Origin of the sequence: Anaerotaenia torta, from assembly GCF_050433395.1 — a bacterium.
Lineage (GTDB): Bacteria > Bacillota > Clostridia > Lachnospirales > Lachnospiraceae > Mobilitalea > Mobilitalea torta.
The window spans coordinates 66134-84327 of the sequence record NZ_JBNPXH010000007.1 but is presented as its reverse complement, the minus strand read 5'-3'; the positions used below and the strand labels follow the sequence as shown (position 1 = coordinate 84327).

Annotated in this window: 12 protein-coding genes; 3 read left to right on the top strand and 9 right to left on the bottom strand. The window is 46.5% G+C overall.

The window, feature by feature from the left end:
* Positions 1-213: 213 nt before the first annotated feature.
* The 6 genes from HNQ56_RS12735 to HNQ56_RS12710 form a co-directional block, all read right to left on the bottom strand.
* Positions 214-1341, bottom strand: a complete 1128-nt coding sequence (locus HNQ56_RS12735; protein WP_429146627.1) for a response regulator — start codon at positions 1339-1341, stop codon at positions 214-216.
* A 69-nt stretch (positions 1342-1410) separates the two neighbouring features.
* Positions 1411-4554 carry an ATP-binding protein gene (locus tag HNQ56_RS12730; RefSeq protein ID WP_429146624.1) on the bottom strand — a complete coding sequence of 1048 codons (3144 nt, stop codon included), beginning with the start codon at positions 4552-4554 and terminating at the stop codon, positions 1411-1413.
* A 94-nt stretch (positions 4555-4648) separates the two neighbouring features.
* Positions 4649-5407 (bottom strand): sulfite exporter TauE/SafE family protein, encoded by a 759-nt coding sequence (locus tag HNQ56_RS12725; RefSeq protein WP_429146621.1) that lies wholly within the window; start codon positions 5405-5407, stop codon positions 4649-4651.
* A gap of 23 nt (positions 5408-5430) precedes the next feature.
* Positions 5431-6426, bottom strand: a complete 996-nt coding sequence (locus HNQ56_RS12720) for an N-acetylglucosamine kinase (protein ID WP_429146618.1) — start codon at positions 6424-6426, stop codon at positions 5431-5433.
* Between the two features lie 59 nt (positions 6427-6485).
* Positions 6486-6896: a MarR family winged helix-turn-helix transcriptional regulator gene (locus HNQ56_RS12715; protein ID WP_429146616.1), complete on the bottom strand. Its 411-nt coding sequence runs from the start codon at positions 6894-6896 to the stop codon at positions 6486-6488.
* Between the two features lie 71 nt (positions 6897-6967).
* Complete coding sequence (locus tag HNQ56_RS12710; RefSeq protein ID WP_429146614.1) at positions 6968-7693, bottom strand: MBL fold metallo-hydrolase; 726 nt, start codon at positions 7691-7693, stop codon at positions 6968-6970.
* A 395-nt stretch (positions 7694-8088) separates the two neighbouring features.
* Here HNQ56_RS12710 and HNQ56_RS12705 point away from each other — a divergent pair, with 395 nt between their 5' ends.
* Positions 8089-8676, top strand: coding sequence for a hypothetical protein (locus HNQ56_RS12705; RefSeq protein ID WP_429146611.1), 588 nt, complete (start codon positions 8089-8091; stop codon positions 8674-8676).
* A gap of 80 nt (positions 8677-8756) precedes the next feature.
* Here HNQ56_RS12705 and HNQ56_RS12700 read toward each other — a convergent pair whose 3' ends face one another.
* Together HNQ56_RS12700 and HNQ56_RS12695 are read right to left on the bottom strand one after the other, a co-directional pair.
* On the bottom strand, positions 8757-12524 hold the full coding sequence (locus tag HNQ56_RS12700) for an FtsX-like permease family protein (protein WP_429146608.1): 3768 nt from the start codon (positions 12522-12524) through the stop codon (positions 8757-8759).
* Positions 12525-12528: 4 nt separating this feature from the next.
* Positions 12529-13230 carry an ABC transporter ATP-binding protein gene (locus HNQ56_RS12695; protein ID WP_429146606.1) on the bottom strand — a complete coding sequence of 234 codons (702 nt, stop codon included), beginning with the start codon at positions 13228-13230 and terminating at the stop codon, positions 12529-12531.
* A 394-nt stretch (positions 13231-13624) separates the two neighbouring features.
* Here HNQ56_RS12695 and HNQ56_RS12690 point away from each other — a divergent pair, with 394 nt between their 5' ends.
* Entirely contained in the window at positions 13625-14203 is a 579-nt protein-coding gene (locus HNQ56_RS12690; RefSeq protein ID WP_429146603.1) for a TetR/AcrR family transcriptional regulator, read from the top strand.
* A 35-nt stretch (positions 14204-14238) separates the two neighbouring features.
* On the opposite strand, the gene HNQ56_RS12685 is transcribed toward HNQ56_RS12690, so the two are convergent.
* Entirely contained in the window at positions 14239-16407 is a 2169-nt protein-coding gene (locus HNQ56_RS12685; RefSeq protein WP_429146600.1) for a leucine-rich repeat domain-containing protein, read from the bottom strand.
* Between the two features lie 347 nt (positions 16408-16754).
* Between HNQ56_RS12685 and HNQ56_RS12680 the strand changes: the two genes are divergently transcribed.
* Positions 16755-18092: a uracil-xanthine permease family protein gene (locus HNQ56_RS12680; protein ID WP_429146598.1), complete on the top strand. Its 1338-nt coding sequence runs from the start codon at positions 16755-16757 to the stop codon at positions 18090-18092.
* Positions 18093-18194: the final 102 nt, after the last annotated feature.

Below are 18194 nucleotides of genomic sequence, written 5' to 3'. Positions count from 1 at the left end.
GATATAGGGAATGGCCGTAAAGCCACGTGTCTATCGGGCTTACGGCCATTTCTGCATTATCCTTTACTGCTGGATTTATAAAGGTATCCTTTTGCTTCCTAAAATTCTTCTATTAAACAAAAATATCCATATCAATCCCATATTCTACAGGCACAGCATGTTTATCTACTGGTGTAGAATACGCCATGCTTACTCTTACATTATTACCGTCCTCTATTTATTTTTTATAAACTCTCTGTAGAACGCCATGATTTTGAGAGAAGGTCTGAGTCCAAGCTCCTCTTTCAGATTACGGCAATGCTCCTCATATACCTTGATTGCCCCTTTGGCATTGCCTTCTCCGGCATAGTAATTCATCAGCAGGTAATTATACTCCTCATCATAGGGATCCAGCTGTATCATTTTCATAAGGCAGCTCTCCAGCAGGGTGCCGCCGGATCTGCAATCCATATTTTTAATCACATACCATTTCAGGTATTTCAAATAGGTATTTTTAATTGTCTGCTGGAGATAGATGCTCCAGGAATATTCCTCCTGATCCAGATAATCTCCTGTATAAAGCTCCAGAAGCTCCTTGATCTCCTTGGCGGAAGGTTCCCCGTTATCCAGCAGGCTCCTCAACTCGTCCAAATCACTTTTTAACGGTATTTCCAATTGGTACTGGTCATTGCGGAATTGTATTCCGTTCTCATAGCCCAGCTCCCTGAGAACCTTTCTCAGTTGATACACGGTGGTATGCAGCAGAGCGCCTCCCCTGTCTGCGTCAATTTCAGGCCACAATTCCTCCATAATCCGATACTTGTTGATGGGATATTCCCTGTTCTGCCATAGGTAGCAGAACAGTTCCTTCACCTTTTTGGTTCTCCATCGGATGGGTATGGATCCTGAGGTTCCTTCAAAGTATACCTGCAGACTTCCGAAGGTATGAAGCATCAGGAATCCCTTCCGGAGCTCTCCGCCGCTGTCATTGTTCCTGCTTCGCCGCAGCCTTTCCTTCAATCGGTTCACCGTCATTTGAAGCCTGTCCGCCGACACCGGCTTAAGAAGATAATCAATGGCCTCCACTTCAAAGGCATCTATGGCATATTGGGAATATGCCGTAACAAAGACAATTTCCGATGGGATATTCCTGCTCAGCAATTCCTCGGCGAATTTAAGCCCATGGATCCTTCCCATTTCCATATCCAGAAAGATCACGTCAATATCCCTGTCCTCTAACCGCATCAATGCCAGGCCCGCATCCGTATATTTACCGCAAATCTCAATGCCGTCGATTTTCATTAACAGCCGTTCCAATACTTCCAGGGCCAGCACTTCATCATCTACTAATATTACCTTCATTCCAGCTCCCACCTTTTTTCCGTTGATTGCCATCCATTTCTCACCGTTTCTTCTTTCCTGCGTTTCCTTCTATACACCATACCGGTATTCCCTGGAGATGTAGATCGTGATACAGGTTCCGCTTTCACTGCTGTCCAGCCACAGACCGGATCCTTCCAGCAGCCTTACCTTCCTGAGCACATTGGAGAAGCCGATTCTATGATAATCCCCAGCCAGCAGCTCCTGCCGTTTCTCCTCCGGTATTCCGGGACCGTTGTCTGAGATTTGGATGACATATCCCTTGTCTGAATCTTTCTGTATACTAATCCGGATTGTCACCTTGGTATCATGATCCGTAATTCCATGCTGAACGGCATTCTCCACCAGAGGCTGCAGCGTCAAAGCCGGAAGCATGAAATAGATAGATTCATCAATATCATAGATAACCTCCAAACGCTCATTATAGCGCATCCGCTCAATTGCCAGATATGCTTTCATCAGCTCCAGCTCCCTGTCCAGAGGAATCAGGGAATGGGTCCCTGAGAAATCCAGCTTCGCCCTGAAATAAGTGGACAAATGCTGCAGCGCCTCGCAGGCCTGTTCCGTATCCTTATGGCTGAGACCAATAATGGTATTCAGGGTGTTGTAAAGGAAATGGGGCATAATCTGGGCGTGGAGATTCCGAAGCTCTCTCATTACCGTTCCCTGTGCGGATTTCTTAGCGGAAAGCCTGGCCTCAATTCTTGCTTTCAACTCCTCCCAGGAAACCGGCTTTGACATAAAATCATTGGCCCCCGACTGAAAGGATCTTTGCATATTCTTGGCCTGTCCCGCATCATCCAGAATAATCACGGGAAGCTCGGAGATGCTGTGTTTTTCCCGAAGCTTCCGGCACAGCTCATAGCCTGACATATCGCTGAGGATCAAGTCCGTGAGCACCAGATCAACCTGGTTATGCTCCACAAACTCCAGGGCTTCCATGCCGCTTCCCACGGCGGCAACCGGATAACCCAGCATTTCCTTCAACTGCCGCGTCTCTTCTCCGTCCCGGAAGATTCCTCCTATCACAAGAATTACATTTTTATCCGGTACATTGATTCCATGCTTTGCCTGAGATAGATACCTCACCGGCGAGACCTGTCTTCTTCTCCAACCCGTTCCCGGCCCGCTCTCCGGCTCCCCCGCTGCAGCCGCTTCTCCTTCTGTCTCCGCCTCAGGATAGCTGCTTCCGACTGCCTCAGAACCGTCGGTCCCGTCCGCCGCAGTATGTGACTGCCCAGCCAACGGAAGACTGAAGGTAAAGGAAGCTCCTCTGCCCGGCTCCGATACAGCCCATATCTCACCGCCCTGCAGCTCAACCAGCTTCTTTGCTATGGTTAATCCCAGACCAAGCCCTTCGGTTTCCTGCTCCGTCCCTTTTTCCTGATAAAAAGCGGTGAATATGGCACCCATTTGTGCCCTGTCTATTCCAATTCCCGTATCCTTTACGGTGATGTGCGCCATATCCCCCACTGCTTCCACACGGATGGTTATCTCTCCCCAGTCTGTGAATTTAACGGCATTATGCAGCAAGTGGTACAGAATCTCCTTCAGCCTGCTCCGGTCAGTAAAAATAGTGGGAAATCGTTCCGGTATTTGCTTTTTTATTTTAATCAGGGCATTTCTGGGGAGCAGATGATCCAGTTCTTCCACGATCTCCAGGAAGGAAGTCTCACCTGTAGGCTCCGGAAACAGCTCCTGTTTCCCTTGGCTGTTTCCTAATATCTCTGTCAGCTCTTCCAGAATCCGATTGATGTACCATGCCTCTGTATTGATTCTCAGCATCTCTTCCCTTAAAATCTGAGTTTCCGGCTTCTCTGCCCGGGCAAGACATTCCTCTGAAACAGCAAAGATCTCACCCACCGGCTTAGCCAGCTCCCCGCAGGTCCTTGCCAAAAATTGATTCTTATTCTGGTCATTCAGCAGTAATTGCCGGGACAGACTGTCAATCTGCCGGTAGGTAAGTTGAATCCGGTAGTTTAAGTACAAGGTAATGCAGATCACCATGATCAAGAAAAGAAGCGCCGACATTTTACCAATATTCAGGTTAAACAGAAAACCCAGAATGACGGTCACATAAAAATACAGGAGATTTATTATGGCAACCAGAATATATTCCGCACCTTCTACCCCCTTGATCAGGGAACGAATCATAACCGAAAGGATATAAACGTTGTTCATCATCACAATCACCGATATAATCACTTTATGGCTCTGGATCGTAAGGATATCCCCCCTCCAGAGAATAGCCGGACCGATGACCAGTAAAAGGCAGCTTAGACAAATAACAATTTTCTTCGATATATAGGGGCGAAAAAGATGAAATATGCAAATCAAAAAGCAGAAGCTTGATAGGTATGCAAGGTGGACCTGGAACTCATAAAACACGCTCAGCTTCTTCACCGGCGGCAGGATCAGAAGAAGCAGCCGTTCTCCTTCCCCGGAGGAATGGAGTGCCTGGAGCAGCAGAAACAGACCGAGAAAAAGGGAGTGCCTGGCCCGGTTCTCAAGAAAATAATTTCCAAGAAAGAATATCCCCAGAACAAAGTATCCCGATATCATAAACACATCCAGGATAATATACAGATAGCGATGTTCTGTCATCCGGTCTGCTTTCCCAAAGTCGGGAACCGGCAATCTCCCCGCCTCCTCCAACCGGAGCTCTGAAAACAGGATCACTATTTCAAATTGTCCGTTCTCGGAGGGTGCAAACCTGTCCTGCAGATGAAATGGGCCCCATTCCTCCCCGCTCTCCTGTCCTACGATTCCACTATTAAAGCTTATCTTTCCATTCAAATAGAATGCGGTATTATGTTGCAGACCCTTGATGCCAATTCCATAGACAGCATCCTCCCTTAGATGGATCACCAGCCGGAGGGTTCCTTTTTTGGTGGAAGAATCGGATACCGTTTTCCAGCTGCTTTTGAAGGAAAAATCTTTCAGTTGCTTTTGACTGGCATACTCCTGAAAAACATCCCTGCCTTGTTCCGGGCAAATCAGGAGGTCGGGATAAAATTCCCACTCTCCGCCTAATTTGATAATGCCCTTCTGCTTCTCATCCCATTGTTCCAGGGATAAAACGCCGCCCTCCGCTTTCATTATCTTTTCCTCTGATGACGTGTTCAGCAGATAGAGACCGATGGAATTAAATATTCCTATGAAGATACATATTGCAACCGCTATTTTTATTCTCATCTTCTCCCCGGCTCCTTTCCCTTTTTCTGTCCGTTTTTTCCCATTCCTCTGTGTCCAGCTCTGCCCCGTCTTACTTCCTTAGCCTCTTCCTCCCTTATAACAGCAGCCGCAATGCACTGACCGCTGTCATGGCAATCACCAGATAGCGGAAATATTTCTCGTTGATTTTCTTTAGAACAAAGAATCCCAGTACGGCACCTATGGTTATCACAGGAATCATGACCAGCGTAATCTTCAAGGCTTCCATGCCTATATTATTCCATACAAAGATTTGAACCGGAAGCTTTAGGAAGTTAATCACAAAGAAAAACCATGCATTGGTTCCCATGAAATTATTTTTCTTAAAGCCCAGAGCCAGTAAATAGATGCTGAAGATCGGTCCGGCAGCATTCCCGATCATGGAGGCAAAGCCGCTGAGAATTCCTACCAGGATATAAAACCATACCGCATTCGGCACTTTAAAATCTTTTCCCTTTCTCTCGGTATATATCAAGATGCCCATGCACAATAAGACAATGCTTCCGATCAAAGCTACAAAGGCTCTGTCATCAAGGTAATTGCCTATCACTGCTCCCAGCACCAATCCCACGAGAGCCCAGGGTAAGGGCGTGATTACATTTTTCCATTCCACGCTGCGCCGGTAATACCAGATGGCAAATAAATCTCCGATTAGCAGCATGGGAAGTATCATTCCGGTAGAATCCTTCCCGCCAAAGACACCTGCCAGTAACGGAATCGTAAGCATAACCGTCCCGCCGATTCCGGTCTTTGAAAAGCCTACCAACAGCGCCGCGACAATCACTGCCATCCATTGCACGGGGCTTAAAGCCTGTATCTGTAAAAAAGAATTCATGATAATTCCTCCTTCGACTTTGCCTACAGCTCCGGCATATTTTCAAAAATCACAGCACGCTGCCGGGGTGTTAAAGGATGATTACATGCCGTTTCCATTGCCCAGATAATAGCTCCCGCCGCAGGAATGAACTGTAGTATCCGCGGTTCGATCCGCTGCCCGGTATATTGGAAGATGCCTTCCTTGAAATGGGATAACAATAAGGGACAATGCACCTTTGTCCATATGGAGCCTGCCAGCACTACTTCCGGTACGGCACCAAAATGCAGGCGCCGGATACATCCGGATACGGATTTGGCCAATTGCCCGGCGATATTCCTTACGATCCCCTGAGCGACAGAATCTCCCGCATTGGCAGCATCAAACAGAATTGTTACAATTTCTTTGTCATACTTCCGGCTGGTACAGAAATGTTCATTAATGACATTTAACAGTTCTTCCGGATCGGTGATCCGGAAAAGCTTCATCACAGGATCCGTTATGGCTGTCGCATCCCCGCACCGGAAATAATAATCATATACCGCCCGGATGGTGACAGAAGCTATTATGGAGCCGCCGGCAGAGTCCCCCGTGGCAGAACCGAGTCCCCCTACCTGGAGCACCGCTCCGCTTTCATCAATTCCTGAAGCCACCGTTCCTGTTCCGTTAATGGAGCAAATGCCTACTCCCGACGGACATCCCGCCTTTATCCCCAGAATGGAATCATTGGCAACAACATAAGCCGGCAGAGATGCTTTATCCAGTATTTCCTTGATCATCCGCAGCTGCGCCGGGGTATCTATTCCCGCCAATCCGAAAGCAGCCGCTGCAATGCGGTCTTTTTCTATTCCATTCTTCTTCAGCAAATGTTCCAGATCAGCCAGCAGTGTCCTTTCCACCTCCGCGAAACCGCCTGCTAATACCTCATGGCTTCTGGTCCCCAGATGCAGGGCATCTACAAATTCACCTTCCGTTGTAAAGAGAAGATAATCCGTCTTGGTTGCTCCTCCATCTACCCCGATAATATAATTTGCTTTCATAGGATATCCCCCTTATGTATCATATGGTTAAGCGTCAAAAGGTGCTTTTGACGCTTAAATCATATATTGAAACAATTAAAATTACTGTCGATCTTGGTTATAATCCGGAGCAGCTCCTCCTTCTCTTCTTCCGTAACGCTTTGATAGAAGATCTTTTGCACCCTCTCAGATATTTGGTCGAATACCGGCTGTAATTCTCTTCCTGTCGGTGTAAGACTGGCATATACTATTCTTGCATCCATGTAATCCCGTTGCTTTTTTACGTATCCCTGAGAGATCAGCTTATTGACCAGTGCGGTGACCGTTGATTTATCCTTGGCAATCTGATCCGCAACCTCCGCCATCGTCATCCGTTCCTTTTGAAAAAGGGCCAGGAGAACATCTCCATGGGATGCCACGATACCTTTTATTCCGTTTTGGGAAAGCTCAGCAAGCATGACTCCGTTGGCCTTCTGCTTTATTCTCGCCATTAACGATATTGCGTCTTGTGTATTCATACTGTATCATAATCTGGCTGTAAACCCATGTCAGACTATTATTTTCACCCGCCTTCCTCTAAGTCCCACTTCTGTCCGCCTTCTTGCACCATCATGATCTCTGCTCCATTCAAATACATGGCCCTCTCATGCAGGAACTGCTGAATAATCTCCGGCTTGTCCCAAAAATGCATTGGAAATGCATATCTTACCCTGGCGGTATCCAGCAGCTTCTGAAGCCCCAGATAATACCACTCCTCCTGGCGCGGATCCAGCGGAGCAAAGGCAACATCAATAGAAATGTCCTGTAATTCCTTCATCTCCCTCTCAAACATTGCCGTCATATTATTATTGCTCTGTTTGGTCTCGCCCTTCCAGATCCAATGATTCAGATCGCCCGCATGATAAACGCTCTTCCCCTGGTACGATAACAGAAAAGCCACTCCGCTGTCTGTCGATTTCAGAGCTTTTAATAAAATCTGCTGCCCCTGCCCATCCTCGAACTGATATTGAGTATGTGGTTTCACCATCAATATCCTGTCCTGCTCCCGATATTCCTTGGGAAGTCTGATATCGTTAGATAATATGTATTCCACATTAGGGTATCGCTCCGCCAATAAAAGAATCTCCGGGTTAAAATGATCCGCATGCTTATGGCTGGAGAAAACAAAAATTCTTTTTTCCGGCTTCAGTACCGGAATAGTGCCTGTGTAGTAGTCAAAAATCCAATAGCAGTTCTTCCATTCCATCAAAAAACCGCTATGGCCAATATATTCAATCTTCATCTTCATATAACACCCCACCTTCCTCTTACAAACCGTATTACTTCTGATGAAATATTATTATACTAAATTTCCTCCTTTTTGTATAGGGTTGCGCAAAAACGGATTGACATGACTCAATAATTATTGTATTATAATTCCAGATGCCAGACATTCTCTTTTCCTCTTATATCCTTTCATTTTTGATCATTTTCCGGGTCTTTGGTACTTTTTATTTCGTCCTATAATATTCATAAATCACTTCTAATCCCTCATTTTTCAATCCCTGAATGCAATGATTTTTTTGACTTAAGATAAAAATGGACTGTATCGAAATACGCTATGATGTATTATAATATTTTTAATAGATGTCTGCATCAGAAAAAGCAGCAACACAAAATCACGAGTGAAAGGAGGAGATATGGATGACAGATGAAGCAATGATTATACTTGCTCATATCGACAAATTGGATAATAAGATTGATACTCTGCAGGGACAGTTTCATTCACTGGATGAGAAATTCGTTATTCTCGATGAGAAGGTCGACACTTTGCAGGGACAGTTTCATTTGCTGGATGAGAAATTCATTATTCTCGATGAAAAGGTTGACACCTTGCAGGGACAATTTCATTCGTTGGATGAGAAATTCATTATTCTCGATGAAAAGGTTGACACCTTGCAGGGACAGTTTGATTCGCTGGATGAGAAATTCGTTATTCTCGATGAAAAGGTCGACACTTTGCAAGGGGATTTCAACTCTATGGGTGACAAATTTGATACCCTGCAAGAGCAGTTCATTTCCCTGGATAACAAGGTTGTCTCTTTGCAGCTGACTTTAGAAAATGAGACGAATCCGAACATTAAAGTCATAGCAGAAGGGCACCTTGACTTAATCAGAAAACTGGATGAAACATTACAGGTAAATAATGAAAAAGAAACTTTTCTAATTCGTATGAACAGTTTAGAGAATGAAGTCAGAAAACTGAATGAATGCATTGGACGCATTGCATGATCATAAAAAAATCAAGGGCTGTTACCCGAATCATGTAATATGATTATCCCGGTAACAGCCCTTCCTATAGTATCCAATTATTATTCTACACTCTTCAATGCCTCTACCATATTAATTCTGTCCAATATCCGATTAGTGATAAGATTTACTATAATGGCAAAGCAAAACGATACTACTGCGGCAAATAAATAGCTTCCCGGCTGTATCATCAGTTCAAACTGAAAGGACGGCATCTTCAGGGCAGTCAGAAGCAGACCGCTGAGCAAATGCCCCAAAGGTAACCCCGCCAGAATTCCAATTAAAGTAAGCAGCAGGGTCTCCTTATTCGCATAGGAATGAACCTCTCGGTCAAAAAACCCCAGAACCTTTATTGTAGCCAGCTCCCGCACCCTCTCGGATATATTCGTGCTGGACAAGGTAAATAATACAACAAAGGCAAGGCCCGCGGCTAATACAATCAATATAAGAATAACCGCGTTGAGTATAACAAAATTGCTGGAAAACTCCTCTCTCAGCTTCTGAACGCTGATGGAAGACAGAACGTATTCTTCTCCCCGCAAATGATCGGAATAAGCCACCTGATTCTCCACCTCTTCTGTAAAATGCGCATATACAGCATTCGGCTCATATTCACCGAACAAGGTATCATAAAGTGCCTGGGATATAAAAACACTGTTGCCCAGATAGTTATCCACCACATCCCCTATTACAGCTACGCCCCGGTCTAATTGCAGATTTTGCAGAGTAACAGCATCTCCGCGTTTTAATTTCAAGTGCTCTGCAGCATTTTTGGTGATGAGTACACCGTTGTCATTTAACTCCGCAAGGCTTCCTTCCCCCGTTGGCATGAAGATATACGCTTCCAGAGAAGCTCCGGCAGGAACTACCACCATCTGCATGCTTCCGGAATCTCCTGCCGAATTAAAGACCTTGACACTTCCCAGCTGCACGGACAGAAAATCTGCAATCTTCTCATCCCTGCTGAAATGCTCTTCCAGCTTATCATAATCCTCTGCTTCGGACACTGCCAGGAGATCATAACGGTAGATATTTTCATATTGTTTCGGCATCATATCAGTCACAGAATCACGAATGGCAAACCCGGTCAATACCAGGGCGGTGCAACCCGCAATTCCGGTCACTGTCATGAACAATCTCTTTTTATAGCGGAAAAGATTGCGCGCAGTAACCTTGTTCAGGAACTTGAGCCGATTCCAGATTCCCGGAACATACTCCAGCAAAATACGGGAGCCTATGCCAGGAGCCTTCGGCCGCATCAGCAAAGCCGGCGTCTGTCTCAGTTCATATCGGCAGGTAAGGGCTGTTGCCAGGATAATACCGGCCATGAACAGAAGGGTTCCTGCCGCACTGTAGAAAACGTCAAGTTCCAGAGTCGTGCCGGGAATAATATAAATCGATCTCAGGATGGCAATCAACGCTTTGGGCAGAGCCAGAAAGCCCAGAAGATTCCCGAGAATACTGCCGGCAGCCGAGGCCAGAAATGAGTACAGGATATACTTTTGTCCAATGGCTCTATTCCCATATCCCAGCGCCTTATATGTGCCGATCAGTCCCCGTTCCTCCTCTACCATCCGGGTCATTGTGGTAAGGCAAATAAGAACCGCCACCACAAGGAACAGCACAGGAAATGCTCTTCCAATTGCCTCCACAGAAGACAGATCGCTATCCAGGCTGGAATAGCTGTCTATTGATGTACGGTCCTGAACGTACCACTGTGCCATATCAATCTCTTTTAATTCATTATAGGCATCTGCCAGCTTCCCTTCCGCTTCCGCTTTTTTATCCTGATATTTTAATTCATTTTCTATCAGCTCTGCTTCACCGTCCGACAACTCCTTCTTGCCATCGGACAACTCCTGCCATCCGTCCCTCAGCTGCTGCAGAGCCTTTGTTTCTTCACTGCCCAGCTTTTTCTCATTCTTAGCGATCTCAGCCCAGCCCTCAGTTATCTTCTCCCGGTTTTCCTTAATCTCCTGCTGCGCTTTCTCAAGCTGTTCTTCATTAATAGTCAGTTCCTTCTCCGCATCCGTAAGCTGCTGCAATGCTGCGGATTTTTCCTCTTCATAGGAAGCCCTCTGTGCTTCCAGCGCTTGCCGGCCTCCTTCTATCATGCCAAGTCCCAGTCCCGATTGAATAATATCCTGAACCAGCTGGGAGGCATCTATATCCGGCGGCAGCTTTTCCAGTGCCGGCAGAACCGCTGTCAATGCAGCTGCAAGGGTATTTTGCTCCTCCGTCACAGCCTGGGCAATCCGGGCAGGGTCGAGAGTCTTCCCGGCATCGGCATCTCCTTCTGCACCGCTTGAACCGGTAGTATCCTCCTCATCCGAATTGCCGGTCATACTCTGCCTTAAGGTCTCTTCAGCTGAAGCTGATACCAGGTCATTCCACTCCATCTCCGGCCACTGTTGGCCAAAGGGAAGCTTTAACTGTTCTATTGTCGGTAAGAGCTGATTGCGGGAAGCTTCCAGTTCTGAATTCTTCCTGTCAAACTGCCCTTCTGCCTGGAGAAATTCCTTCTCTGCCTTCCTGCGTTCCTCGCCAATCTGAGTCTTCCCTTCCTCCAGCCTTTGCCGATTTTCCTTCAGATCGGATTCTCCTTCTGTCAGCTTCGTTTCCGACGCACGAAGCTTCCTCTTGCCGTCCTCCAGCTTGGATCGGGCATCAGCCAGCTTTTTCAAAGCATCTTTTTCTTCCTGGCTCAGCCGGGTCTCTCCGTCTGCAAGCTCCTGCTTCGCATCTTCCATCTTCGTCCAGGCGTCCGCAAATTGCTGTTCGGCCTCTGCGAAATTATCCTTCATTACCCTTTCTGCATCCGTTATTTTATCCAGGGCCTCATCCATTACGGCATCATAGCGGGCCTTTTGACGCTGATCCATGATTTCCGACTCTATCGTATGAATGGCAGATTGAACCGCAACGGTGTATTCCTTGGAGTAACAGTCCAATCCGGCCATGCCGTTAAGCGTAAGGTATACTGCTGTATAGATACTGCTGTCCGCGGCTTCGGGAGTAACATAGAAGGAATAATCCGTTGCCCCGGCGGAGCGGAAAGCCATACTGCCCTTATTATTGGCAATATCCATGGGGCCGACCACAACTCCTGTTATAATATATTGTGTGTTTTTAAAGGTAGGAGCTTCTGCATTCCAGTCCACCGTATTAAAATCCGTATCTTCCTCTGTATCGTCACCTTCTCCTGTTATATCATCCGTTTTTGTACCACCATTTCCTTCTATACCGCTATCTCCTTCTATACTGCTATCTCCCGCTATTTCGCCGTCTTTTACTGCCTCAATGCTTTTTCCTGTCTCATCCTCTTCTTTCCCTGCTGTATCCTTTTTGCCCTCGTCCGGCATATCTTCTTTCATTGTCAGGCTGTCCCCTATGCTCTTTCCTGTCTCATCCAGATACTTCTGAGTGACGGCTATTTCATCCGCATTCTGCGGAAGACTCCCTTGAATCAGATAGGGCATATTCATCCCTTTGAAACTGAGGGTTACCATCTCGGCGCTCTTACGGGTAACGCCGTCCTCTAGCATGGTATATACCGTCTCACTGTAGGCCCCGTCGGCGGTCTCCACGCCGGATATCCTTTGCAGCGCTTCCACATCCTCCTCGGTGAGTCCCAGGGTGGACAAAACCCGGATATCAAAAAGCCCCTGCCGGTCATAGAACCGGTCAGCGGCCAGATACATATCCCTGCAGGCAGCGTTAATACCCAGAAAGGCGGTCAAACCCAATGCAGTAATTGACATCAGGGCAATAAAGCGCTTGCCGTTTTTTCTTACCGTTCGTAATACATCCTTAATATAAGCATTCATCATATCATCACCATTCAATTTCTGAGATAGGCATTGGATTGGTGTTCTGGGTGATATCCCTTACCTTTCCGCTTTTAAAACGTATCACCCTGTCTGCCATAGGAGCCAGGGCAGAATTATGAGTGATAATCAACACCGTGATTTTATCACGGCGGCAGGTATCCTGCAAAAGCTGCAGGATTTGCTTCCCTGTATTATAATCCAACGCTCCGGTAGGTTCGTCACACAGCAGCAGCTTGGGATTCTTGGCAATGGCCCGCGCAATGGAGACCCTTTGCTGCTCTCCGCCGGAAAGCTGTGCGGGGAAATTCCCCATGCGTTCTCCCAATCCGACCTTCTCAAGGGTCTCGGCTGCATTGAGGGAGTTGCTCCGAATCTGGGCAGCCAGCTCCACATTCTCAAGAGCCGTCAGATTAGGCACCAGATTATAGAACTGGAAGACAAAACCTATATCCTCCCGGCGGTAGCCGACAAGCTGTTTTGCATTAAATCCGCTTATGTCCCTTCCGTCCACGATAATCTCTCCGGAGGTAGCTGTGTCCATTCCTCCCAGAATATTGAGGGCGGTTGTCTTCCCCGCGCCGGAGGAGCCCAGGATGATGGCAATCTCCCCCTTTTCCACATTAAAACTGGCATCATCCAGCGCCCTGATGGCTGCCCCTCCGGTATGATACTCTTTAATAACATGATTGAATTCAATATATGACATTCCAAACGTTCCTATCTTTCTCAAATTTATTATATTCAATATTACAGGAACAAAATGCGTGTTCCTGTAATCGGGATAGACGGCGCAAAAGCAACGCCTTTTATCAACACTGTGTTGATTATAAATCTATCACTTGTGTATTCTACAATGTAGTATTATAATTGCAATAACCGAATAAAGCAACCCACAGCATTAGAAATATTGCCCGATACTCAACACAGTATGAATTATTGTCGGATGTTAATAAAAATTTTATGATTACAGCGTCGCAAGTGTTGTACACATTTCCAGATGCAATATATTGCTATCGCAAGCACGCTTGTATATCATTATATTGCATCCGGAAAGCACCCAAGGTGCTTGTGACGCTTTCATTTTATCAAGGGAGAAAATTATGGATCGAAAGAAGGAAGACCGAAGAATTCGCATTACAAAGATGGCCATACGAGAGAGCCTGATCGAGCTGATGCAGGATCAGCCCATCTCAAAAATTTCGGTGAAAATGTTATGTGAAGCGGCAGATATCAACCGAAGTACTTTTTATGCACATTACAGGGACCAATATGATTTATTGAAAGCGATCCAGCAGGAAATCATCTCCGATGTCAAAGCGCAGGTCTTTTCCGCCCAGTTCGCGGAAGCCTCGGACAGCTCCATTTCCGTCCTGGTGCAGGTTCTTGAATATGGAAAAGCCAATGCCGCTCTTTTAAAGGTGCTGCTCAGCGAAAATGGGGATACTTCTTTTCAATACGAGCTGATGCAGCTGGCGCAGGAAAAGCTTGTCGAGGAATTTCAGGGCGAACGCTCCCTTCCTCCCCGCACAATACAGTATCTGAAACGGTTTGCGCTGGATGGCCTCTTAAGTATTATGCGGCACTGGCTGGATGAGAATTGTGCTGATGATCCGCAAATGCTTGCCAGCTTAATGGTAAGGCTGATTGTATACGGAACCAATGGACTTCATTCCAAATAAATATCATTACTGAAATACAGTCCCTCCTGTTCCTGCTAAAAATCACTGTTGAAATCCGAAGATTTTTGCAGGCCCCTTACCGGACTGTAATTCGTGATGGAATTGCCGCTCAGATAAAGCTCCTTCAAATTCTTCAGATTCTTCAGTTCCGTTACGCTGGTAATCTTATTGTCCTTCAAATATAGCTTCTCCAACCCTTTCAGCTTACCCAGAGGTTTCAGGCTGCTGATTTTATTGCCGTTCAGAGACAGCAGCTTCAGATTGCTCAGGGCAGAGAGCGGTGTAATATCACTAATGGTGTTTCTCTGTAAATACAGGCTGTTCAACCCCGTCAAACCAGCCAGGGATTTAATATCCGTGATCTTATTATTATCCAGGGCCAGCAAGCGCAGACTTTTCAGCTTCTTAACCGCATTCGTCTTTTTGATGGAATTCCCCCCTAATTCTAACACCTCCAGCTTGGCGAGCTTACCCACCGGGGTTATATCCGTGATCTTATTCTCTCTCAGATACAATTCCTTCAACCCGGTCAAAGAAGCCAGCGGGGATATATCGGCAAGGCCATTGCCGTTCAGGGACAACACCTCCAGTTTTTTCAGTTTCTTCAACGGACTGATATCCGATATGCTGTTGCGCTGGAGATAGAGAACCCGAAGCTTCGTCAGGCTCTCCAGCCCGGCAATGCTCTTGATCCCCAGCTGCTGCGCATCCAGATATTCCAGGTTGGGCAGATTTTTCAAATCCTTCAGATTTTTTACCCCCTGGGGAAGCTTCAGCCGGAAGATGGACTGCAGCTCGGCTGCCGTTAATTTGCCGGTCGCCTTACCCAGCTTATTTCTGACCGCCTGCTCCACTCCCGCGTCTGCGATGGTGATATATTTCTTCTTGGACTGCCCGGCATAATCAGACATTTGCTCCTGAATCGCCGTCCATACATCCAGATGGTATTTCTTCCCGGAGGCATCCGTATAATCCGGCACATTGCCAAGGCTCCAGAGTGAGATTCCTCCCAGTCCGTAAGTCTTTGCCAGCTCTATCTTGGCACGGATGCTGTTGCTGTCTTCATAAAGAATAATATTCCAAAACCGGTCAGAGCTGTTATAGTATTGCAGATACGGTGTCTGTAATTCATTATTGTAGCCATAGGTAATATTCTTACCCTTACCGTCCGTATTATCAACACGGGCCTTAATAGACTGATACAGGGGCGTCAATCTTCCCCCATGGCTCAAAGCGGCATTGTCCAGCGTACGAAAGCCTTGCTCTCCTGTTACCTCAAACTGCCATTGAGCACTGTCAAATACAAGCTGCAGCCATACCCTGGATAAATCAGAGGAGGAGGCTGCCGCACTCTGCAGCTCATTCAGCGCCTGCCTTACCGCACCTATGGGTGCCATGCTGCTGATAGGCTCCAGGGCATTGTAACCGGTATACTGAAGAACCTGGCCCTTCTCCAGCTTCCCCGTCGGCTCATAATCGTGAGCCATGAGAATCACCCTGTCTGCAATCCCTAAAATGGATGTATAATCATAGCCATCATAATAAAGCCCGGGATTCACCGCCACATACAGACTTTTCCCCGCATTCTCCAGCTGCTGCTTCAGCTCGGTCAAAAATCGGATAAAGTAATAACTGATCTGCTTTCCTTCATACTCCAATACTTTCTTATCGCTGGAGGTATCGCGCAAGCCTTCAAAATCTATGACAACCCCATCATAATAGATTGCCTTTCCCGGAAGGATCTCCGCTTGCAGGTGTTTCACAATCGCCTGAACCATGATGCTGCGCTGCTCTGCATAAGGAAGCACCTTCGTACAATCGCTTCCATCCATATAAATATTTAATTGTATCCTCTTCCCTTTGCCTGCCGCATATTCCACCGGCTTATGGAAATCCGCAGGATAGTAAAAACCCCAATTGTCATTGAGGCCCTTCTGGGTATTGACCAGCTCCGGAGCCTCGGCATCCATCCGGCTCCAGGCAAAGCTCAAGGTATCCACATCGTCAATATATTTCTTCATCTGCTCGGAGAATACCGCATTCGCCGGATAAAAGGCATGCAGCACGCCCTGATCTCCTTCCGCGGCCAAAACAGACACCGGTTTCCCGTGGCAGAGAAAGACCGCAGCAAAGCAGACCGCCAATATCATAAAACTAAAATGCCCTAATCGACTTGATTCTTTCAATATTTTTCTTGTTTTCATTCTTTCTTCCCTCCTTAACCGGATTTTAAATGTATTTTTTGGCAATTCTGTGTCTAAAAAAACTTATATTTAAAATTTTATTATAAATATTAAAATGTGCTATTCCATTTTGTATAGAAATAATGTATAATGGCAACATATTATATCAAGAAAGTGTGGTGATTTTCCACAAAGCAAATAGGCGGGCGTATGATCATACTATTCATCATGCCCATTATTATTTTTATTTTGAATTAGATTGATTAATCAAACTATTGCAGAATTCTTCTGCATTGGATTAACCGATCTTCTCGCATGCATGCAATTATAATATTGCATAGAACAGAATGGAAAGGAATTTTTAATCTATGAGTGCTAAGAGCGTAGAAAGAGCAAACACATCACCCCTATTTCAACTGAATGGGAAACCCGGCTGGGGGGTATCCGTCCCCCAGGCATTACAGCATGTACTTGCCATGCTGGTGGGTAATATCACTCCTCCTATTCTGATTGCCCAACAACTGAATCTCACCAATGAGGAAAGGGTTCTCTTAATGCAGGCCGCGATGATTATCGGCGGTATTACCACCTTGGTACAGCTATTCCCGATTTTCGGCTTCGGCATGGGTCTGCCCAATGTTATGGGCGTTGCTTTTGCCTATATGCCCATTTTAACTGCAATCGGTGCCAGTTACGGCATCCGTGCCATCTTCGGCGCCCAGCTGGTCGGCGCTTTTGCCTCCATCTTTATTGGCTTGGGGATCGGTAAGATCCGGAAATTCTTCCCTCCCATCGTAAGCGGCACCGTAGTATTAAGTATCGGTCTCTCCCTGTATAGTACTGCTGTGACTTACATGGCCGGCGGAAGTGCCGGCGCCGAGGACTTCGGAAACTATAAGTACTGGGTCATTGCCCTGGTTGTTCTTGCCGTAACACTTGCCTGCAATTTCTTTGGCAAGGGCTATATCAAGGTGTCCGGCATGTTGATCGGTATTATTGTAGGATATGTGATCGCCTATTTCTGGGGCGGCATGATTAACTTTAATAATATTGCTGATGCTGACTGGGTTGCTCTTCCCAATATCCTGTACTGGAAGCCGGAGTTTCATCTTTCCGCAATCCTCGCTATGATTATCATGTATATCGTACAAGCAGTTCAGACCATCGGCGACGTATCCTCCACTGCAATCGGTGCCTTCAACCGGGAAGCTACCGATAAGGAGATCGGCGGCGCTATCATGGGCCAGGGCATCTGCGGTATGCTGGGTGCCTGCATTGCCGGCCTCCCCACCGATCCCTACAGCCAGAATGTTGGTTTGATCGTGACTACCAAGGTTGTTGCCAAGAGAGTATTTGTAATTGTCAGCGGCATCATGATTGTAGCCGGTCTTTGTCCCAAGTTTGGCGCTGTGATGACTACCATCCCTTATGCGGTTCTGGGCGGCGCGACAGTTACTGTATTTGCTGCTATTACCATGTCCGGTATCCAGTTAATCAGCCAGCAGCCCCTGAACTACCGCAATAAGATGATTGTTGGTATTGCACTGGCCCTCGGCGTAGGTATCAGTATGGTATCCAAGTCTCTCCAGTTTGCATCGGAAGATATTCAGAATATCATTGGCAAGTCCCCTATCGTTGTATCCTTCCTGGTATCCTTTGTTTTGAACATTATTGTTCCCAAGGATGATTCTGCGGAAGTAGATTAATAATATTACTTATCTGAATTCAAAAACCAGCAGAATTGTGGTACAGGCTCTTAAGGCCGGCCCGCAATTCTGCTGGTTTTCTATAAGCAAAATGTAAAAAAC